General features: G+C 74.8%; 16 protein-coding genes. 14 read left to right on the top strand and 2 right to left on the bottom strand.

Annotated elements, in window-relative coordinates; translation table 11 throughout:
* Window positions 1–519 precede the first annotated feature (519 nt).
* The 9 genes from IF47_RS0119610 to ptsP all read left to right on the top strand — a co-directional run bounded on the left by IF47_RS0119610 (window position 520) and on the right by ptsP (window position 10,033).
* Complete coding sequence (locus tag IF47_RS0119610) at window positions 520–1,164, top strand: Rv1733c family protein (RefSeq protein ID WP_031510173.1); 645 nt, start codon at window positions 520–522, stop codon at window positions 1,162–1,164.
* Between the two features lie 183 nt (window positions 1,165–1,347).
* On the top strand, window positions 1,348–1,866 hold the full coding sequence (locus IF47_RS0119605; RefSeq protein ID WP_211257231.1) for a DUF421 domain-containing protein: 519 nt from the start codon (window positions 1,348–1,350) through the stop codon (window positions 1,864–1,866).
* Window positions 1,867–2,038: 172 nt separating this feature from the next.
* Window positions 2,039–3,301, top strand: coding sequence for an NAD(P)/FAD-dependent oxidoreductase (locus tag IF47_RS0119600; RefSeq protein ID WP_031510171.1), 1,263 nt, complete (start codon window positions 2,039–2,041; stop codon window positions 3,299–3,301).
* Between the two features lie 144 nt (window positions 3,302–3,445).
* Entirely contained in the window at window positions 3,446–3,871 is a 426-nt protein-coding gene (locus IF47_RS0119595; protein ID WP_031510170.1) for a hypothetical protein, read from the top strand.
* A 164-nt stretch (window positions 3,872–4,035) separates the two neighbouring features.
* On the top strand, window positions 4,036–4,797 hold the full coding sequence (locus tag IF47_RS0119590; protein WP_031510169.1) for a DeoR/GlpR family DNA-binding transcription regulator: 762 nt from the start codon (window positions 4,036–4,038) through the stop codon (window positions 4,795–4,797).
* Window positions 4,794–5,741, top strand: a complete 948-nt coding sequence (gene pfkB, locus IF47_RS0119585; protein WP_031510168.1) for a 1-phosphofructokinase — start codon at window positions 4,794–4,796, stop codon at window positions 5,739–5,741. Before IF47_RS0119590 ends, pfkB begins: the two co-directional genes overlap by 4 nt.
* Window positions 5,742–5,826: 85 nt before the next feature.
* Entirely contained in the window at window positions 5,827–7,941 is a 2,115-nt protein-coding gene (locus IF47_RS0119580; RefSeq protein ID WP_031510167.1) for a PTS fructose transporter subunit IIABC, read from the top strand.
* 158 nt (window positions 7,942–8,099) lie between these two features.
* A complete protein-coding gene (locus IF47_RS0119575; RefSeq protein ID WP_031510166.1) occupies window positions 8,100–8,378 on the top strand; it encodes an HPr family phosphocarrier protein in 279 nt (92 codons plus the stop codon).
* Window positions 8,375–10,033, top strand: a complete 1,659-nt coding sequence (ptsP, locus tag IF47_RS0119570; RefSeq protein ID WP_031510165.1) for a phosphoenolpyruvate--protein phosphotransferase — start codon at window positions 8,375–8,377, stop codon at window positions 10,031–10,033. The genes IF47_RS0119575 and ptsP overlap by 4 nt, the downstream gene beginning before the upstream one ends.
* A gap of 25 nt (window positions 10,034–10,058) precedes the next feature.
* Here ptsP and IF47_RS0119565 read toward each other — a convergent pair whose 3' ends face one another.
* Entirely contained in the window at window positions 10,059–10,898 is an 840-nt protein-coding gene (locus IF47_RS0119565) for an SDR family NAD(P)-dependent oxidoreductase (protein WP_037732983.1), read from the bottom strand.
* Between the two features lie 284 nt (window positions 10,899–11,182).
* On the opposite strand from IF47_RS0119565, the gene IF47_RS0119560 reads away from it, so the two are divergent.
* From IF47_RS0119560 to IF47_RS0119540, 5 genes are all read left to right on the top strand, one after another.
* Complete coding sequence (locus IF47_RS0119560; RefSeq protein ID WP_245641174.1) at window positions 11,183–12,220, top strand: hypothetical protein; 1,038 nt, start codon at window positions 11,183–11,185, stop codon at window positions 12,218–12,220.
* A 35-nt stretch (window positions 12,221–12,255) separates the two neighbouring features.
* Window positions 12,256–14,124: an HSP90 family protein gene (locus tag IF47_RS0119555; RefSeq protein ID WP_031510162.1), complete on the top strand. Its 1,869-nt coding sequence runs from the start codon at window positions 12,256–12,258 to the stop codon at window positions 14,122–14,124.
* Window positions 14,124–17,081 (top strand): tetratricopeptide repeat protein, encoded by a 2,958-nt coding sequence (locus IF47_RS0119550; protein WP_031510161.1) that lies wholly within the window; start codon window positions 14,124–14,126, stop codon window positions 17,079–17,081. The genes IF47_RS0119555 and IF47_RS0119550 overlap by 1 nt, the downstream gene beginning before the upstream one ends.
* 135 nt (window positions 17,082–17,216) lie before the next feature.
* Window positions 17,217–18,206 carry an aldo/keto reductase gene (locus IF47_RS0119545; protein WP_031510160.1) on the top strand — a complete coding sequence of 330 codons (990 nt, stop codon included), beginning with the start codon at window positions 17,217–17,219 and terminating at the stop codon, window positions 18,204–18,206.
* Between the two features lie 149 nt (window positions 18,207–18,355).
* The gene (locus tag IF47_RS0119540; RefSeq protein WP_031510159.1) at window positions 18,356–19,087 is read left to right on the top strand and encodes a peptidoglycan recognition protein family protein; all 732 of its coding nucleotides are present in this window, start codon (window positions 18,356–18,358) and stop codon (window positions 19,085–19,087) included.
* Between the two features lie 74 nt (window positions 19,088–19,161).
* On the opposite strand, the gene IF47_RS0119535 is transcribed toward IF47_RS0119540, so the two are convergent.
* A complete protein-coding gene (locus IF47_RS0119535) occupies window positions 19,162–20,622 on the bottom strand; it encodes a VCBS repeat-containing protein (protein ID WP_051717899.1) in 1,461 nt (486 codons plus the stop codon).
* Between the last annotated feature and the right edge of the window lie 98 nt (window positions 20,623–20,720).

Here is a 20,720-nt window from a genome sequence, read left to right as displayed (position 1 = left end):
GGTGGGAAGGAACAGTCAGCGACCGCAGCGTCGCCGTCCGTGTCGGTCTTCTGGGTGAGGAACTGCATCGATGTGGGTTGACACCGCACGCTCCGTTTCGCGTCCCGGTGGCCCGTCCGCGTACGAGGCCCGCGAACGCTCGGAGGGCGGTGCCCGCGCCACCCGAGGAGGCCGGGGCGGCTCCTTTCCCGTCGGGTTCTCCGGCGGGCTCCCGATCGGGTTTCCCGTCGAGCGGCCGGACATCCCGCCGCCCGTGCGATGCCGCATCACCCGCCGGCGGCGGACCGACTGACCGCCGCCGCTCCACGCCGCCCGGCACCGACCGGACCACAGCCCTCCCCTCCGGGTACCGCGCGCCCGCGGGCAGCCGCTCGCCGAGGCCGTCGTGGTACCCGTCGGTGTGCGGCGCGGTGCCGCCGGAGTCCCGCGGCCCGTCCGAGGGCCCTCTCGCCGGCCGCGCCGTTCGACCGACCCCGGTCGTCTCGCCATTCCGTGGACTCGACGTCGAAGGAGGACAGCGTGACCGCACCGACGCCACAAGCCCAACCACCCCCCATTCGGCCCGCGCGCGGATGGCGGTGGAGACACAACCCGCTGCGCCGCCCCACGGACGTGCTCCAGGCGTGGATCGGCCTGGTCCTCACCGTCGCCGTCGCGGTGACCGCCCTGCCGACCGCGCTGGCCGTCAACGCCGCCACACACCGCTCGTTGGAGCGGACGGCCGCCGAACAGGCCGAGGCGAGACACCGGGTCACGGCCGTGCTCACCCGTGACGATCCCCAGGGCTCCCAGGACGCCCAGGACACCCGGGACACCACCTCCGGCTCCCGCACCTCCGAGAACGCCGCCCACCAGGCTCCCGTGCGCTACAGGGCCCCCGACGGCACCGTCCGCACCGCCACCGTCGACGTCCGTTCCGACCAGGTGGTCGGCGACACCGTCCACGTGTGGATCGACGACGACGGCGACATCACCGAGCCCCCGATGAGCTCGGACGAGGTCCGCAGCAGCGCCGCCGGCTGGGCCGTCCTGGCCGTCCTCGCCGTCGTCGCCGGCGGCTGGGCCGCCTACACCGTCGCCGGACGGGTGCTCGACCGCCGCCGCATGGCCGAGTGGGACAGGAAGTGGGCGGAGACCGCCCCCCGCTGGTCGAGTTCGCCCTGACCCGACGGCCGGCCGCCCGACGTTCCCGCACGGCCGGCGAGGGGCGTCCCGCAGGAGCGCCGCACCACGGGACGGGCGGCGTGCCGCGGCCGTGCCCGCGAACCGGTACGGGACCACACGGTCGGGAGACGGCCCCAGCGCGTCACCCGTCCCGCTCCTTGGAAACCGGGTAAACCGGACGCCATGCCCGATGTGAGTGACATGTTCGCCCCCGACGCGCCGATCCTGGAGACCGTCCTGAGAGGCGTGGTGGTCTACCTGGCGGTGCTGATCATGCTGCGCGTCGTGGGCCAGCGGGAGTCCGGCGGTTTGGGGCTCACCGACGTGCTGATCGTCGTACTGGTCGCCGAGGCCGTCGCGGGAGGCCTCACCGGCGACTCCCGCTCGGTGACCGACGGCATCCTGCTGGTCGCCACGATCCTGGCGTGCAGCGTGGCCGTCGACGCGGCCTCCTACCGGTTTCCCCGCTTCGCCGACGCCATGAAGGCCAGGGCGCGTCCCCTGATCCGGGACGGCCGGCTGAACCGCGAACTGATGCGTCGGGAGTTCATGACCGTGGAGGAGGTGCTCAGTCAACTCCGCCTGCACGGCATCCAGGACCCGGCGCAGGTCCATCTGGCCTACCTGGAACCCAACGGGATGATCAGCGTGCTCCGCGAAGGCGGCGAGGAGACCGAGACGCCGTCCGGTCCGCCGATCTGACGGACGGCCGGGGCACGGAGGGCGTGACGGAGACCCGCGGTCCCACCGCGTCGTGGACGTTTGTGCGCGCCGAACGACCTTCCTCGTCCGGATGGGCCGACCGGCACAAAGACAGGCGGGGCCACCGCCCCCACCATCGGAAAACACCTCGGTCGAAAGGAGAGGCTCCCTCATGGCTTCCTCTGTCTCCGGTCCCCGCCCGGACCGCGTCGCCGTCGTCGGCGCCGGCATGGTCGGACTGTCCACCGCCTGGTTCCTGCGGGACCACGGGGTGGAGGTCACGGTCTACGACCGCGGGGAAGTGGCGTCCGGGGCCTCGCTGGGGAACGCCGGTTGGCTGACCCCCGGCCTGGCCACCCCGCTGCCCGAACCCGCCGTTCTCAGGTACGGCCTGCGCGCGGTGCTCAGCCCCTCCTCGCCGGTCTACGTCCCGCCCAGCGCCGACCCGAAGCTGATCGGGTTCCTGACCGGCTTCGCCCGCCACAGCACCACCGCCCGGTGGCGGAAGGCGATGGGCGCGCTCGTCCCCGTCAACCGCCTGGCCCTGCAGAGCTTCGACCTGCTGGCCGCGGGCGGCGTCGCGGCGCCGACCGTCGAGGCCAAGTCCTTCGTCGCGGCCTACCGCACCGCGCGGGAGCGCACCGTCCTGCTGGAGGAGCTCGAACACATCCGCTCCGCCGGTCAGGACATCGACTTCGACCTCCTCGACGGCGACGAGGCCCGCGAGGCGGAGCCGTGCCTGTCGCCGCGGATCGGCGCGGCGGTCCGTCTCCACGGGCAGCGCTATGTCAACCCCGGCGCGTTCGTGCACGCGCTGGCCGACTCCGTCCGCTCGCGCGGCGGCGAGATCCGCACGGGCGTGAAGGTGACCGACGTCCGCGACCGGGCGGACGGGGCGACCGTCGTCCTGTCCGACGGCACCACGGAGCGCTTCGACGCGGTCGTCCTGGCCGGCGGAGTCCACCTCGGCGAGCTGGGGAGGAAGTTCGGCGTCCGCCGCGTCGTACAGGCCGGCCGCGGCTACAGCTTCAGCGTGCCGGTGGAGAGGACGCCGGCCGGGCCGGTCTACTTCCCGGCCCAGCGGGTGGCCTGCACGCCGTTGGGCGACCGGCTGCGGGTCGCCGGGATGATGGAGTTCCGCCGTCCCGACGCCCCGCTGGACCGCCGCAGGATCAAGGCCATCGTCGAGGCGGCGCGCCCCCTGCTCCGGGGGGCCGAGCTGGACGAACGGCAGGACGAGTGGGTCGGCTCCCGCCCCTGCACCGTCGATGGTCTGCCGCTGATCGGCGTCACCGGCTCCCCGCGGGTCTTCGCCGCCGGTGGACACGGCATGTGGGGCATCACCCTGGGCCCGGTCACGGGCAGGCTCCTCGCGGAGCGGGTGGCCACCGGCCGCTCCCCGGCCGAACTGAGGCCGTTCGACCCGCTGCGGTGACGTTCCCCGACCGCCCGTTCCCCGCGGCGGCGCCGCTCCGGGCGGACCGCCGCGGGCGGGGCCGCCTCCGCCGACGAGGGAAGACGACGAGGGAAGACGACGAGGGAAGACGACGAGGGGAGACGACGAGGGGAGAATGGCGCGATGAGACGAATCACCCGCTCGGCGTTACCGGTCTGCGTCGGAATCGCGGCCCTGCTGTCCGGGGTGTCCGGGCTGTCCGGCTGCACCGTCGACGGCGCGCCGGCCCCCGAGCGCTCTTCGGCCGGCCCCACCGCCACCACGACCGCCCCGCCCGACACCGCGATCCGGCTGGCCGAGCGGTACCGCCGCCAGGGCGGGGCGGAGGACGTGTACGGGATTCGGTGGGATCCCGGCTCCGACGGAGCCCCCCGGGTGGTCGTGTGGACGCGCGATCCGGACGGCGGCGCCGCGGCCCTCGAGGCGCTCGACGAGTCGATCCTCCGTTTCCTGCGGGGGGAGGAGGGGTTCTCGTCCGAGCGGGGTCACCTGCTGGACGTCTTCGGGCCGGACGGAGGGCTGCGGAACCGATACGACACCCGTCCATAGCGCGACCCGTCCACGGAGGGGGAAGGGCGCGGGCTCCCGGAGCCCGCGCCCGTTCGTTTCCGTTCCTGCCCGTTTCGCTGTCCGGGTGTGTTTACTTTCCGGCATCTTCTTCCTAGCATGGCAGCGGAACAACAGGATCGGGCACGGAACGGACCCAAAACCACATGTACGCTGCGGAGCGCCAACAGGAAATGCTGCGCCTGGCCCGTGAGAGAGGGCGGGTCGACGTCCTGGCCCTGGCGGAGGAATTCCAGGTCACCGCCGAGACCGTCCGGCGCGACCTGAAGGCCCTCGATCGAGCCGGGCTGATCCGCCGCGTCCACGGTGGCGCCATCCCCGCCGGCAGGCTCGACTTCGAGCCCGATCTCGTGGAGCGCGACGCCGTCGCCGCCGACGAGAAGGACCGCATCGCGCGCGCCGCGCTGGCCGAACTGCCCGCCGACGGAAGCGTGATCCTCGACGCCGGCACGACCGTCGCGCGCCTGGCCGCCGCGTTCCCGGTGGACGCGGGCCTCACGGTCGTCACCCACGCGCTCCCCGTCGCCGCCCGACTCGCCGACCATCCCGGCATCGCCCTGCACCTCGTCGGCGGACGCGTCCGACACCGCACCCGGGCCGCCGTCGACGACTGGGCCCTGCGCGCCTACGGCGAGATCAACGCCGATGTCGTCTTCCTCGCCACCAACGGCTTCTCCCTCGACGGCGGCCTCACCACCCCCGACCTGGCCGAGGCGGCCGTCAAACGAGCGGCCGTCGCCGCCGCCCGCCGGGTCGTGCTCCTCGCCGACTCCGCCAAGTTCGGGCAGCGGCACTTCGCCCGTTTCGGCGACCTGTCCCGCGTCGACCTGCTCGTCACCGACACCGGACTCGACTCCGAGGACGCCCGCGCCATCGAGGAGCGGGGCACGGAGGTGGTGCGCGCGTGATTCTCACCGTCACACCGAACCCGAGCCTGGACCGCACCTACGAACTGCCCGCGCTGGACCGCGGCGCCGTGCTGCGGGCCCGCGCCGACCGGGTCGACCCGGGCGGCAAGGGCGTCAACGTCTCCCGCGCCGTGGCGGCGGCCGGCCGGCGGACGGTCGCCGTCGTCCCCCTCGGCGGACCCGAGGGAGCGCTGCTGGCCCGTCTGCTGACCGACCACGGCATCGAGGCGGTCGGCGTGCCCGTGGCCGGCTCCACCCGCGTCAACATCACCCTCGTCGAACCCGACGGCACCCTCACCAAGGTCAACGCGGCCGGCCCCGAGGTCACCGGCGCCGAGGCCGAGGCGCTGCTGGAGGCCGTGCGGTCGCGGTCGGCCGACGCGGACTGGATCGCCTGCTGCGGCAGCCTCCCGAGGGGACTGCGGCCCCGGTGGTACGCCGAACTGGTCCGCCGTGCCCACCGGGCGGGCGCGCGGATCGCCCTGGACACCTCCGGAGTGGCCCTGACCGCGGCGCTCGAGGAGCGGCCGGACGTGGTGAAGCCGAACGCCGCCGAACTCGCCGAGGCGGTGGGGCGTCCCCTGGCCACGGTCGGCGACGCCGTCAAGGCGGCCGAGGAACTGCGCGAACGCGGTGCCCGGGCCGTCCTGGCCAGCCTCGGGGCCGACGGGCAACTCCTGGTCGACGACACCGGGACGCACTTCGGCCGCGCCCCGGTCGGGGTGGTGCGCAGCAACGTCGGCGCGGGCGACGCCTCGCTGGCGGGCTTCCTGGCGGCCGGCGGCAGCGGCCCCGCCGCGCTCGCGGCGGCCGTCGCCCACGGGGCCGCCGCCGTGCAACTGCCCGGCAGTGCCATGCCGACGCCGACCGACCTGGACCCGACGGCGGTCACCACCACCGCAGACATCCCCTCGGACCGCGCCCTGACGGAGCCCGTGCCATGACCCTCCGCCACCGGCCGCTCCCACAGGGCCCCCACGTCCCCCGTCCCTCCGCCCACCGGGCGGTCCGCCAGGAAGGAGCCGCGTGATGAGCGAGTTGATCACCGCGGAACTGGTCGACCTCGACCTGTCCGCCCGGACCAAGGAAGACGCCGTGCGGTCGCTCGCCGAGCGGATGGTCGCCGCCGGCCGCGTCACCGATCTCGAAGGGTTCCTCGCCGACGTGGCGGCCCGCGAGGCGCAGATGCCGACCGGTCTGGAAGGCGGCATCGGCATTCCGCACTGCCGCAGCGGACACGTCACGGAACCCACCCTGGCCTTCGGCCGCAGCACGGGCGGCATCGACTTCGGGGCGCCGGACGATCGCCCCGCCGACCTCGTCTTCCTGATCGCCGCACCGGCCGGCGCGCACTCCGACCACCTGTCGATCCTCTCTGCCCTGGCCCGCCGGCTGATGGACGACGACTTCACCGCCGCCCTCCGCGACTCCGCCGACGCGGCGGCGACGGCGGCCCTGATACGCGGCGACGAACCGCCGACCGCCGAGGACACCCCGGCCGCGCCCGCCGGAACCGAGGAGACCGGGAAGAGCGCGGGGGACCCCGAGGAGAGGACGCCCGCCGCAGAGACGTCCGCTGCGGAGACGTCCGAGGACGGGACGGACGGATCGGCGCCCGCCGATGCGCCCTTCCGGATCGTCGCCGTCACCTCCTGCCCCACCGGCATCGCCCACACCTACATGGCCGCCGAGGCCCTGGAGCGGGCCGGACGGGAGGCCGGCGTCGAGGTGGTCGTCGAGACCCAGGGCTCGGCCGGATTCACCCGGCTGGACCCGAAGGTGATCGCCGCCGCCGACGGCGTGATCCTCGCCCACGACGTGGAGGTGCGCGAACGCGCCCGATTCGCGGGCAAGCCCACCGTCGACGTCGGGGTGAAGGCAGCCGTCAACCGGCCCGCCGACCTGATCGCCCGGGTACGCGCCAAGGCCGCCCGCGGGGAGACGGCGAACGCCGCCGGACCGGCCGCGACCGGCCCGGACGGAACCGCCACCGCCACCGAAGTCGGAGCCGGAGCCGACACCGCCTCCGGAGAGGGCTTCGGATCACGGCTGCGCCGCTACCTGATGAGCGGCGTGAGCTACATGGTGCCGTTCGTCGCCGCGGGCGGCCTGCTGATCGCGCTGTCCTTCGCGCTCGGCGGCTACGAGATCGCGAACGCGAAGTCCGTGGCCGAGCACTTCGTGTGGACCGAGACCGAGAGCTGGGCCGCCCTGCTCAACCAGATCGGCGGCGCCGCCTTCGGCTTCCTCGTGCCCGTCCTCGCCGGGTACATCGCCTACGGCATGGCCGACCGACCCGGACTCGTCCCCGGTTTCGTCGGCGGCGCCATCGCCGTCACCATCGAGGCCGGCTTCCTCGGCGGCCTCGTGGCCGGCCTCATCGCGGGCGGGGTGGTCACGGCGATCCAACGGGTGAGGATCCCCGCCACACTGCGCGGCATCATGCCCGTCCTGGTGATCCCGCTGCTGGGCTCGGCGGCCGTCGGCTTCCTGATGTTCGTGGTGATCGGCGAGCCGATCGCCGCCCTCCAGAAGGCCCTCACCGACTGGCTGAGCGGCCTGTCCGGCTCCAACGCGGTCGTCCTGGGCGCCGTGCTCGGCCTGATGATGTGCTTCGACCTGGGCGGACCGCTCAACAAGGTGGCGTACGCCTTCGCCGTCGGCGGGCTCACCGCCCCCAACGACGGCAGCCTCAAGGTGATGGCCGCGGTGATGGCCGCCGGCATGGTGCCCCCGCTGGCGATGGCGCTGGCCACGACGGTGCGCGGCAGGCTGTTCACCAGGACCGAACGGGAGAACGGCAAGGCGGCGTGGGTGTTGGGCGCCTCGTTCATCACCGAGGGCGCCATTCCCTTCGCCGCGGCCGACCCGCTGCGGGTCATCCCGTCGGCGATGGCGGGCGGCGCGGTCACCGGTGCCCTGTCGATGGCCTTCGGCGCCACGCTCCGCGCCCCGCACGGCGGTGTCTTCGTGGTGCCGCTGATCGGCGGACCGCTGCTCTACCTGGTGGCGATCGCCGCCGGCACGGTCGTCACCGCCACCCTGGTCGTCCTCCTCAAGAGCGGTCGCCGGCGGGCCCCCGAGGAGCGGACCGCGCCCACCGGGACCGAGACCGCCGAGACCGGGGCGCCCGTGGCGGCCTGAGCCGAACCCCGCCCCCGCCGACCCGCCCGTCGCGCACCCATCGTCGAACCGCCCCACCGGCCCGGCCGGACGCGCGGACGCCCACCGTCGTGCCCCGCGCGCTCGGCCGTCTCTCACCAGCCCCATGGCTCCACCACCCCCAACGGAGTGTGATCCCCGTGCCCCAGCGCACCGTCGTCATAGGTTCCCGCAGCGGACTGCACGCCCGCCCCGCCTCCCTCTTCGTCCAGGCCGCCGCCCGCCGGCCCGTCAAGGTGACCATCGCCCGTGACGGTCAGGCCCCGGTCGACGCCCGGAGCCTGCTCTCGGTGCTCGCCCTGGGCGTCCGGCACGGCGACTCCGTGGTGCTGTCCGCCGAAGGTGACGGCGCCGAGGCCGCGATCGAGGAACTGGCCCGCCTCCTCGCGAGCGACCTGGACGCCGAGGAGCTGCGATGACGACCGTGCTGACCGGCATCGGGATCGGCGGCGGCAGCGTCGCCGGCCCCGTCGCCCGCATGGCGCCCCCGCCCGCCCTCCCCGCGCCGCGCGCGGTCGAACCGGACCGGGCGCCCGCCGAGGCGGACGCCGCCCGCCGCGCGCTGCGGGAGACCGCCGACGACCTCCGGCGACGCGCGGAGACCGCCGACGACACCGCGCGTGACGTGCTGTCCGCACAGGCCCTGATGGTCGAGGACCCCGCCCTCGGCGATCGGGTCGAGTCCCTGGTGCTGGAGGGCACCGACGGGGCCCACGCGATCGCCGCCGCCTTCGGGGAGTTCCGCACCGCCCTCGAAGCGGCGGGCGGCTACTTCGCCGAACGGGTCGCCGACCTGGACGACCTGCGGGACCGCTGCACGGCACGGCTGCTGGGCCTGCCCATGCCGGGCCTGCCCGACCCCGGACACCCCCACGTCCTGGTCGCCGAGGACCTCGCGCCCGCCGACACCGCCCTCCTCGACCCGGCGAAGGTGTTGGCCCTGGTCACCGAGCGCGGCGGCCCCACCAGCCACACCGCCATCCTGGCCAAGACCCTCGGACTGCCCGCCGTGGTCGGCTGCGACCTCGCCGCCGGCCTGACCGACGGGCGTCGGGTGCTCGTCGACGGCACCGCCGGCACCGTCGAACCCGACCCGAGCCCCGAGGCCGTCGCCGAAGCGGCCCGGCGGGAGGAGCGACGGCGCGAACGGGCCGCGCGGGCCCACGGGCCCGGTCGCACGGCCGACGGACACCCGGTGAAGCTGCTGGTCAACCTCGGCGCGCTGGGCGAACTGCCGGCCGCGGCGGCGGCCGACAGCGAGGGCGTGGGCCTGTTCCGCACCGAGTTCATCTTCCTCGACCGCGCCGAGGCGCCCACCGAGGAGGAACAGACCGCCGCCTATCGGAAGGTCTTCACGGCCTTCGCCGGACGTCGCGTCGTCGTGCGCACCCTGGACGCCGGGGCCGACAAACCACTGCCGTTCGCGACCGCGACCGACGAGCAGAACCCGGCCCTGGGCGTCCGCGGACTGCGCACCGCCGTACGCGACCCGCACCTGTTGGAGACCCAGTTGGCCGCTGTCGCCGCGGCCGCCGAGGACAGCGGGGCCGAGGTGTGGGTGATGGCGCCCATGGTGTCGCTGCCGCGGGAGGCGGCGGAGTTCGCCGCGCGGGTCCGCGCTCATGGCCTGCCGGTCGCGGGCTCCATGGTGGAGGTTCCCGCGGCGGCGTTGCGCGCCGGGGAACTCGCCCGGGCGTGTGACTTCCTCAGCGTCGGCACCAACGACCTCGCCCAGTACACCTTCGCCGCCGACCGCACCCTCGGCAGCCTCGCCGAACTGCTGGACCCCTGGCAGCCGGCGCTGCTGGAACTGGTGCGCACGGCGGCGCGGGAGGGAACCCGGCACGGCCGCCCGGTCGGGGTGTGCGGGGAGGCCGCGGCCGACCCCGAGCTGGCCCTGGTGCTGACCGGCCTCGGCGTGACGAGCCTGTCGGCCGCCCCCGGCCGCCTGGCGGACGTCCGCGCCGCCCTGGCCGACCACACCCTCCGGGACTGCCGCCGCCTGGCGGACCTGGCGCTGGCCGCCCCCGACGCGACCGCGGCCCGTGCCGCGGTGCGCGAGGCACTGGACTGACGGCACGCCGGGGCCGTCCCCGGACTCAGCCCTTCTCGTCCCGGCTCCGGCCGGCGCTCCGGTCGGCGGAGCCGGGCTCGGCCGTCCTCCGGTGCCCGGCGGCCTTGAGACGGTCGGGGAGCACGGCGTTGGCCCGGCCCAGGGCACGCGACTTCGCCGAGCCGGCGAGCTTCTTCTCCTCGCCCCGCATCAGGGCGTCGAAACCCTGCCGGGCGACCAGCGCCGGGTCGTCCGTGGCCTGCTCGGCGAGCTTGGTGTCCTCCAGGTCGCCCCGGCGGAAGAAGTCGGTGTCGGTCGGTCCGGGCATCAGCGAGGTGACCGTGACCCCGGTGTCCCTCAACTCGTCGCTCACCGCCTCGGCGAAGGACTGCAGGAAGGACTTCGAGGCGTTGTAGACCGCCTGGTAGGGGCCGGGCATGGTGGACGCGACGGACGAGGTGATCAGCAACCGTCCCTCGTCGCGGGCGGCCATGTCCCTCAACAGCAGCTTGGCCAGGTGCACGGTGGAGGCGACGTTGAGGGCGATCAGGTCGAGTTCGTCGGCCAGGTCGGTGTCGACGAACGCGCCGCCCCGGCCGATGCCGGCGTTGAGAGCCGCCGCGTCGACCGGTCGTCCCGTGCCGGCGACGGCCGACCACAGCCGCTCCACTTCGTCGTGCCGGCGCAGGTCGGCCCGGACGGGCAGCACCTCGGTCCCGGAGGCGCGCAGCCGCTCGGCGGCGTCCGTCAATCGATCGTCCTCGGCGTTGACCAGCAGGTCGAAGCCGTGCTCGGCGAACTGTCGGGCCAGTTCCAGACCGATGCCGCTGGAGGCTCCGGTGACCAGGGCCAGCGGTCGGGTGTCGGTGGTGGGGTGTTCGCTCATGCCGCCCGAGTACCCCTGGTCCGGCTCCGTCACCTCGGGCGTCCCGGGGGGCCGAGGACGCCTCGGGCGGGGTGGAGGCCCCACGGGCGAGGCCACGGCCGAGGCCCGCCGGACCGTCCCGGCCGGCCCCGCCCCGTTCCCGACCGGGGCGGCCGTGCGCCGCCGGGACCACAGGCGATCACTCTTCGAAAACCCTTGGTCGAAGCGTTGTCGGCACCGCATGATATTCGTTCTCCGGGGGCGGTGATCAACGGCCCTGTCGGGGTTTTCACGAGGGGGACGTCATGGCATTCGCCGATCACCGCTCCACGACACGGGAGCAGGACGGCAGCGGACGGCGCCGGTCGCTGTTCTCGTTCGGGTCGTGGAGGCGCGCGTCACCGGCGCGTCTGGCGACGGACTTCGACGACCCGGAGTCGGCCCGGCTCCGGAACGCGGCCCGCGCGGGCGACTGGCCCGCGATGCGGGGAATCCTGGAGACGGTGACCGACGGGGAGAGGCTGTGCCGGCTCGTGTGGCACACCTGTGGCACCCCGGGCATGGCCGACCGGATGGGCGGCTGGATGGGCGGTGTGCTGGATCGGGAGCCGGACGGCACCCTGGCCCTGCTGACGGCCGGCGCGCACCACATCCACTGGGGATGGGAGGCGCGCACCGCCGCCCAGGCCTCCCAGGTCTCCCGCGAGCAGTTCCGGATCTTCCACGAGCGGCTGAGAGTGGCGGAGGACCTGCTCTACCGGGTGGCCGAACGCGAACCGGACTGGGTCGCCCCCTGGTTCATGCTCCAGGTCTCCGGGCGCGGTCTCCAGGTCGGACAGGAGATCGCCCGACGTCGTTTCGAGGCGACGGTGCGCCGCTGCCCCGGACACCTGGGCGCCCACCGGCAGCAGTTGCAGCAGGTGTGCGCCAAGTGGGGCGGCTCGCACGAGGAGATGCACGCCTTCGCCCGCGACTCGATGCTCGCGGCCCCCCGGGGAAGCGCGCTGGGCGAGCTCGTGGCCCTCGCCCACCTGGAGCGCTGGGTGGACCTGGAAGCGGACGAGGACGAGAAGTACATGCGCCGCCCCGAGGTCCGTGCCGACCTGCACGAGGCCGCCGACCGCTCCATCCGGCACCCCGACTTCGACCCCGGCCGTCCATACGAGTGGATCGGCGTGCACAACACCTTCGCGATGGCCTTCTCACTGGCCGGCGAACGCAAGGCGGCGGCGGCCGCGTTCGCCGCGCTCGACGGCCGGGTCACCGAGTTCCCCTGGAGCTACTTCGGCTCCGACGACCCGGTCGCGGTGTTCCGCAAGTGGCGTTGGCACGCCGGCCGCTGACACTCCGCCCCCGATCCTCACGGAAGAAAACGACCTTGGCGCCCCACTCCCACACCGCCCACACCTTCCAGGTCGACCTGCGCGGCCTGGTCGACCTGCTCTCCCACCACCTCTACTCCAGCCCGCGCGTCTACCTGCGCGAGCTGCTCCAGAACGCGGTGGACGCCATCACCGCGCGGCAGGCGCTGGACCCCGACGCCCCGGCCCGCATCACCGTGGAGGCCGGCGACGGCACGCTCGCCGTGACCGACACCGGCGTCGGGCTCTCCGAAGGGGACGTCCACTCCTTCCTGGCGACGATCGGCCGCAGCTCCAAACGCTCCGCCGACGGCGGCCTCGACGGCACCGCCATCGCCTCCGCCCGCTCCGAGTTCATCGGCCAGTTCGGCATCGGACTGCTCGCCTGCTTCGTGGTCGCCGACGAGATCACCGTCGTCAGCCGCTCGGCCGCCCGCCCCGACGCCCCGGTCGTCGAATGGTGCGGACGGGCCGACGGCAGCTACACCCTCCGCACCCTGCCCCCGCGCGCCAAGCCCGAGCCGGGGACGACGGTGCGGCTCACCCCGCGGGCGGACGGCACCGAGTGGACGCGCCACGACCGGGTCGTCGAACTCGCCCGGCACTACGGCGGCCTGCTGCGGCACGAGGTCACCGTGGTCGACGCGCGCGGCACGGCCACCCGGATCAACCGCACCCCGCCGTGGGAGCGGCGGCACGCCTCGCCGCTCGCCCGCCGCGAGGCGCTGGCCGAACACTGCCGGTCCACCTTCGGCTTCACCCCGCTGGACACCATCGAGCTGGACCTGCCGATCGTCGGGCTGCGCGGCGTCGCCCACGTGCTGCCGACCGCGGTCAGCCCGTCGCAGCGCGCCGGGCACCGCGTACACCTCAAGGGCATGCTGCTGTCCGACCAGGCGTCCGAACTCCTGCCGGACTGGGCGTTCTTCGTCCGCTGCGTGGTGGACACCACCGGACTGCGGCCGACCGCCTCCCGAGAGGCGCTGTACGAGGACGAGACGCTCGGCGCCGTCCGCGACGCGCTCGGCGCCCGGCTGCGCGACTGGCTCACCGGCCTGGCCGCGAGCGACCCGGCCCTCCTGCACCGCTTCGTCGACATCCACCACCTGGCCGTCAAGGCGCTGGCCCGCCACGACGACGCCCTGCTGCGGATGCTGCTGCCCTGGCTGCCGTTCGAGACGACCGACGGCAACGTCACCCTGGAGGAGTTCGCCCGCGGCCACTCCACGATCCTGGTCACCCGCACCGTGGAGGAGTTCCGGCAGGTCGCCCCGGTCGCCGCGGCGGCCGGCCTCGGCGTCGTCAACGGCGGCTACACCTACGACCGGGACCTGGTGCACCGGCTGCCGGAGGTGCGGCCCGGCACCCTGGTCGAGGACCTGGACCCGGCCACCGTCACCGCGCACCTGGACGCGGTGGACCCCGCCGCCGAACTGGCCGCCGCGCCCTTCCTGACCGTCGCCCGCGAGGTGATCGGCGCCCACGACTGCGACGTGGTGCTGCGCAGCTTCCAGCCGGTGACCGCCCCCGCGCTGCTCCTGGACGACCGGGAGGCCCGCCACGAGCGCACCAGATCCGAGCTGGCCGGCGCCGCCGACGGGCTGTGGGCCGACATCCTCGGCTCGCTGCGCACCGAGACCCCCCGGGCCCGACTGGTGCTCAACCACCTCAACCCACTGGTCCGCCGCGCGGTGACGATCACCGAACGCGGACTGGCCGGCGTCACCGCCGAGGCGCTCTACGGGCAGGCGCTGCTGCTCACCCGCCGCCCGCTGCGCGCCGCCGAGAGCGCCCTGCTCAACCGGGCCTTCCTCGGCCTGCTCGACCACGCCATGCACGACCACGACGCCCCCCGGGGCGGCTCGGCCACCCGAAAGGAGCCGTGATGCCGGACACCCCGGAGGCCGTGTTCGACGCGCTGCGGGAGAACCACGAACGCCCCTACGGGCTGCCCAGGACGGTGACCGCCGAGGAACTGGTGGCCGCGGCCGAGCAGTTCGAGGAACCCGACGTGCTCGTCACCGCCCTGCTGGAGCTGCTGGAGGCGTACGAGTACACCGGCGAGCACCGCAAGTCGCCGGTGGTCTTCGCCCGGCTGCTCCAACTCCACGACAGCCGGCCGAAGGCGTTCAGCGAGTGGGAGGTCCACCGGCTCCACTGGTGCTTCAAATGGGTGACGACCTCCCTGATCGAGGTGCCGGACGTCCCGCTGGCCACCATCGAGCAGTGGATCGAACGGATGCGGGAGCGCTACCGGGACGCCGGCCACGGCATGCAGCCGCCGGCGGCGATGGCCCACCGCCTCGCGATGCACACCGGCAACGGCCTGGAGTCCGCCTACGACCTGTGGGTGACCCGCCCTCGGGACGGACTCAGCGACTGCGAGGCGTGCGAGGTCCGGCACCGGGCGCTCCACCACGTCGCCCTGGGCGACGACGAGAAGGCGCTGGAGATCTGGGCGCCGCTCTTCGCCGGCATGGTGAGCTGTCAGGAGGAGCCGTACGTCAGCCACGCCTTCGCGCTGCTGCCGCTGCTGCGCACCGGCCGCCTCGACCAGGCCCGCTCGCACCATCTGGCCGGGTACCGCCACGCGCGCGGGAAGACGGGGATGGTCGAGGAGATCGGCCTGCACCTGGAGTTCTGCGCGCTGACCCGCAACGAGGGCCGCGGGTTGGAGATCCTCGCGGAGAACCGGGAGCTGTTCGGCTTCACCGGCGCCCCCAGGGCGCGGCTGGCCTTCCTCACCGGTGTCCAGGTGCTGCTCGGCCGCCTCGTCGAGGAGGGACACACCGAGACGCCCGTCGCCGGACCGCCCGGCCGGCAGTGGACGGCCCACTCCCTGCTCGCCCACATCGGCGCCGAGGCGGAGGAGTCGGCCGCGGCCTTCGACCGGCGCAACGGCACCCCGACGGTCGGCGAACGCCGCCGCCGGCGCCTGGCGCAGCGCCCGCTGCTCGACGAGCCGCTCCCGCTGGGCCTGCGCGTCACACCGCCGGCCGGTCCGAGGAGCGCGGGGACGGCCCCGGCCGCTCCCGCCGTCGAACACCGGGTGACGGTCCCGGAGGACTTCGCCGAACTGGTCGCCACGGCCCGTCGGATGGCGGCCGACGGCCACCCCGGCGACACACCGCTGTGGGAGCGGATCGCCGAGCGCGTCGCCGCCGAGGGGTACGTCCACGACCCGGCGCTCGGCCACCCCGACCACCTGGCGGCGGAACTCGCCGAACAGCGCGCCTTCGCCGCCTACGAGAACGACCGGGTGGCCGAGGGCCGGGCGGGGATGACCGAGGCGGCCGACCTGTACGACCGGGCCGGCATGCCCTGGCACGCGCTGGCCGCGCGGGCCCGCGCGGTGTGCCGGGACATGCCGGCGAAGGGCGCCGCGGAGGCCGACGACGCCCCGACCACACCGTCCGACGCGTGGGCCGAGTTGGACTCCCTGCTGGAGCGGGCCGAGCGGATGCTCCCCGAGGACGGGCGGGAGCCGGGCGAGGAGTTCCACCCCGACAGGTACCTCGTCGTGGTCCACTGCCGGGCCTTCGTCGCGCACGCCGAACTGGTGGACCGACTGCCGGACGCCGACCCGGCGGTGGTGGAGCGGTTCGAGACGGAGGTGGCGGCCCTGCACGCCGCGGCCGAGCGGTGGAAGATCCCCCACCAGACGGCCGCCGCCCACCTCTACGTCGCCGACGTCGCCGCCCGCGGCGGACGGCCGGAGGAGGCCGTCGAGGAGCAGCGCCGCTCCCAGGAGATCCTGGAGGAGATCGGCACCCCGTGGCGGGCCACCCGCGGCATGCTGCTGCTGGGCCAGATCCTGATGCGGACCGGACGGCCCGAGGACGCGGTCGGGGTGTTCCGACAGGCCATGGCACAGGCCGCGCGGTACGGCGACCGGGCGTTCCCGGTCACGTCCGTCCACGCGATGCTCGGCCACGCCTGCAAGCACGCCGGCGAACTCTCCGGCGCCGTCCGCCACCTGTCCGAGGCCGCCGCCCGGCTCGACGGGGAGGGCGACCACGACGCCGCCGCCGAGTGCCGACTGGAACTCGCCGACGCCCTGTTCACGTCCGGGCAGGCGGAGGACGCCGTCGCCGTGCTGGAGTCGGTGGTCCGCGAGAGCGCCGCGGACTCGGGGAGCCCGCTCGACGAGCGGCTGCTGGCCCAGATCCGGCTCACCCTCGCCCGTGGCCTGGTGGACCTGGGGGAACACCGCGCGGCGGCGGAGGAGTTCCTGCGCCTGGCCGACACGGTGGCCGGATGGGAGGAGCAGGTCACCCACACCATGGTCGCCGCCCAGGCAGCCGTGGCACTGGCCCGTGCGGGCAGCCCGGAGGCGGCCGAGGCCGCCCGGGAACGCGCCCTGGCCTCGCACGCGAAGGCGCCGAATCCGGCCCCGGTCGCGGAGATGCTGCGGGGATTCGCCGACTTCGCCACTCAGGGCGAGGGCGGCGGGATCGACGAGGCCCTCGGGTTCCTGGCCGCCGCCGACGAGCTGCTGGCCGACATCGCCGGCGAGGAGGGGTGGGAGGGCTTCCCCCACTGGTACCAGGTCGGGCAGAACCACCGGTGCCGCGCCCGCTGCCTGGCCCGCGCCGAGCGCTTCGAGGAGGCGCTCGCCGAGGCGGAACGGGCGGACGCGCGCTTCGTCGAGGGCGGCCCGGACGGCGAGGTCGAGCGGGCGGAGACGGCCCGGCTCGCCGCGCTGTTCGAGGGCAACGGACTGAACCGGCCGAAGGCCGCCGTGACCAGGCTGGACGCGGCGATCCACCGCTGCTCCCAGGCCGGTCTCGACGAGGCCGCCAGGATACTGAGCGCCCTGCGCGAGGACCTGGTCTCCCGCTGAGCCCGCCCCCGGAGGGCCACCGGCCGGGGGCGGTCGGGGCCGGCCTTCCCGGAGACGGTGGGGGCCGCCGCCTTCCGGGGGAACACTCCCCCCGGAAGGCGCGGTCGGGACGCAACCACGAGGAGGAACGGCCGAATGAGGACGAACCGGCTCGGACGCAGCACGGTCGAGGTCACGGAACTGGGATTCGGAGGCGGACCGCTCGGCGGGCTGTTCGAGCCGCTGGACGACGACACGGCCGCGGGAGCGTTGGCGGCGGCCTGGGAGCACGGCATCCGGTACTTCGACACCGCCCCGCACTACGGCATCGGGCACTCCGAACGCCGCTTCGGCGACTTCCTCCGCCGGATGCCGCGCGGGGAGTTCACACTGTCGACCAAGGTCGGCCGAATCCTCGTCCCCCAGGACCCGGCGGGCCGCACGGACGAGAGCTTCCAGGTGCCCGCGACGCACCGCCGGGTGTGGGACTTCTCCCGCGACGGCGTCCTGCGCAGCGTCGAGGACTCGCTCACCCGGATGGGAGTCGACCGCGTCGACGTGCTGTTCCTCCACGACACGGACGTGGAGGACCGCTTCGAGGCCGCCCTGCGCGAAGGCTGGCCGGCGCTCGCCGAACTGCGCTCCCAGGGCGTGGTGGGCGCCGTCGGCGCGGGAATGCGGAACACCGACCTGCTGACCAGGTTCGTCCGGGAGACCGACGCCGACGTGGTGATGTTGGCCGGCCGGTACACCCTGCTCGACCAGAGCGCCCTGGACGGCCTGCTGCCCGCGTGCGTCGAGCGCGGCGTGTCCGTGCTGGCGGCGGCGGTCTTCAACTCCGGCCTGCTGGCCGTGGACCGGCCCACCGAGGAGGCACGCTTCGACTACGCGCCGGTCCCGCCGGAGGTGCTGCGGCGGGCGCACCGCGTCGCCGACGTCTGCGAGGCGCACGGCGTGCCGCTTCCCCGCGCGGCGATGCTGTTCCCGCTGCACCACCCCGCGGTCGCGGGCGTCGTGCTCGGCATGCGCTCCGCCGAGGAGGTGCGGCGCGACGTCGCCGCCTTCGAGGCGGACGTTCCCGCGGGGCTCTGGGACGACCTGCGCGGCGAGGGGCTCCTCGACGAGCGCGCGCCCGCGCCGAGGTGACGGGCCGAGGCGCCCGCCGCCACCGTGTCCGCCCGGTCCCCGAAAAACGCCGGTGAGCTGCGCGAACGACACGCGAGGCGGGAGTTCGGCGTCACCCGATCGGTCCCGCCGGCCGCGAGATCGACGGCCCGAGCGCGCAGGGTGGGGGCATGTGGTCCCCACGATTGGCGTTGGGCGCCGCCCTCCTGCCCCTGGCCCTGCTGGTGATGCGGGACGTTCCCGCGTCGCTGCCGGGGACGTCGGAGTCGGAAGCGACCGACTCCGCGCCCCCGCACGGCGCGCCGCGCCCCGCGATCGTCAGCCGGGCGGACTGGCGCGCGGACGAGAGCATGGTCCGGGAGCGCGCCAGGTACACGGGCCCGGCGAGCGCCGTCTTCGTCCACCACACCGGCCACCCCAACGGCTACGACTGCGACGACGTCCCCGCCATGCTGCGGGCTCTGGAGGTGGAGCACGTCAAGGGCGAGGGGTGGGACGACATCGGCTACAACTTCGTCGTGGACCGCTGCGGCACCATCTACGAGGGCCGGGCGGGCGGCATCGGGCGACCCGTGTACGGGGCGCACACCAAGGGGTTCAACCGCAACAGCGTCGGGGTGGCCGCACTGGGCACCTACGGCGAGGGAGTGGAGGTGCCGCGGGCCCTCATCGAGGGGATAGCCAAGGTCGCGGCGTGGAAACTCCGCCCCGGAACCGACCCGCGCGGCACGGTGCGGCTGGTCTCGACGAACGACGAGAGCCGCTACGACAAGGGCGAGGCGGCGACGTTCCACGTCGTCTCCGGCCACCGCGACAGTCACCAGACCGACTGTCCCGGCCAGGCCCTGTACGACCTCCTGCCCGTGATCCGCGACGAGGTCGCCCGCCTGCGCCGCCCCTGACCGACGGCCCGGACGGGGCGTTCCCCCGCCCGCGTGCGGCCCAGACCACGCGCGGGCCGCTCGGACGGAGCGACCTATCCCCGCGCCGGGGCGTAGGGGACGGTGCTGAAGGCGACCTCGTCGCGGGCGGAGGCGCCGTCGGTGATCCACCAGTGGGTGGGCCGCTCCCCGTAGAACTCGAAGAGCCGGCTCGCGCCCCACCCGAAGACCAACTCGTCCGCGCCGTCGCCGTCGAAGTCCCCCGCGCCGTAGGGCCGTGCGTTCCGCGTGCCCTCGGACGGCTTTCCCCCGTCCACGCGGGCGGGCACGGTGCGGGAGAGCTCCGTCCGCGTCCCACCGGCCCCGCCGGCGCCCGTGTCGATCAACAGCGCGCCGCCGTCCGTGCCGACCACCAGCGCGTCGCGGCCGTCCCCGTCCGGGTCGGCGGCGTGGTAGCCGCCGGACCCGTAGGGGTTCTCGCCACGGGGAATCCGGTACGTGCGGGGCGCGCCGCCGTCGCCGGGGTGGATCGTGAACGAGCCGTCCACCTCCGGGGCCTCGCTCTCGTACCCCGGTTCGTCGTTGCGGCTGCCGTCGTCGCCGATGGCCACGTCGCGGGCGCCGTCGCCGTCGAAGTCGCCGAAGGCCACCGCGTTCCCCCTGCGCAGCCGGACGCCCTCGCGGTCCGGGCCGGAGCCGACCCGCGCGGGGTGGAGCGTGGCGGCGGTCTGCTCGCCGTCGTCGCCGTCGTGCACCAGCAGTGCGGTGGCACGGGGCTTTCCGGTCGGGTCGATCGCGTCGGCCGCCAACCAGCCCTGGACCCCGGGGAGCGTGTCGGTGCGGGCCGGGACACCGGACCGGGTGAACGGGCCGTACAGCAGCACCACCTGACGGCGCTCCTGCCGCAGGGCCGCCAGGTCGTGGTGTCCGTCGCCGTCGAAGTCGCCGCGCACCGTGCCCCCCAGCCCGTCCGCGGCCTCGATCCGCGTCGCCCCGGCGCCGCGCCGCGGGCCCTCGGGGCCGCCCCAGGACACCCACACACCGGGCTCGATCGCGTACGGGTCGCCTGTGCCGGACACCCGTCGGGCGACGGAGGAGACCAGTTCGGGGAAGCCGTCGCCGTCCAGGTCGGCGCTGAGGACGGAGTCGGCGTCCAGGTGGTCGGGGTCCCGCTCCCCGGCGTGCTCGACGGGGGCGGGGAGACCGAGGTCGCGGCGCCCGTGGACGGTGCGGGTCGCCGGGTCCGGTCCCTTGGCCGACCCGTACACGACCACGATCCGCCGGTGGGCGCCGTCCTCGCCGGAGAACACCGGCAGCAGCAGGTCCCGGTACCCGTCCCCGTTGACGTCGTCCGGGTCCTCGCTCCCCTCCCCGCGCGGCACGGGGCGGGAGGCGCTCGGGGAGACGAACGGCCCGCCGGTGCGCGCCGTGGGCGTGGAGCCGCCGCCCCCGGCGCCGTCCGTCCCGGCGCCGGCGCACCCGGCGAGCGACGTCCCCACCGTGACGGCGGCGAGCAGGGCGGCGAACGCGCGGCGGCGCGGCGTGGTGGGGCGCATGGGACCAGCCCACACCGGAAACCACCGGTCGGGGAAGGCCGAAGGCGCGACCGTCGCCCCCCGTTACCGAGTCGTGCCCGTGGCCGGGGGCCGGCCAC

The organism is Streptomyces megasporus, assembly GCF_000718985.1.
GTDB classification, from domain to species: domain Bacteria; phylum Actinomycetota; class Actinomycetes; order Streptomycetales; family Streptomycetaceae; genus Streptomyces; species Streptomyces megasporus.
The sequence above is the reverse complement of the archived record's forward strand: the minus strand, read 5'-3'. Positions and strand labels throughout refer to the sequence as shown.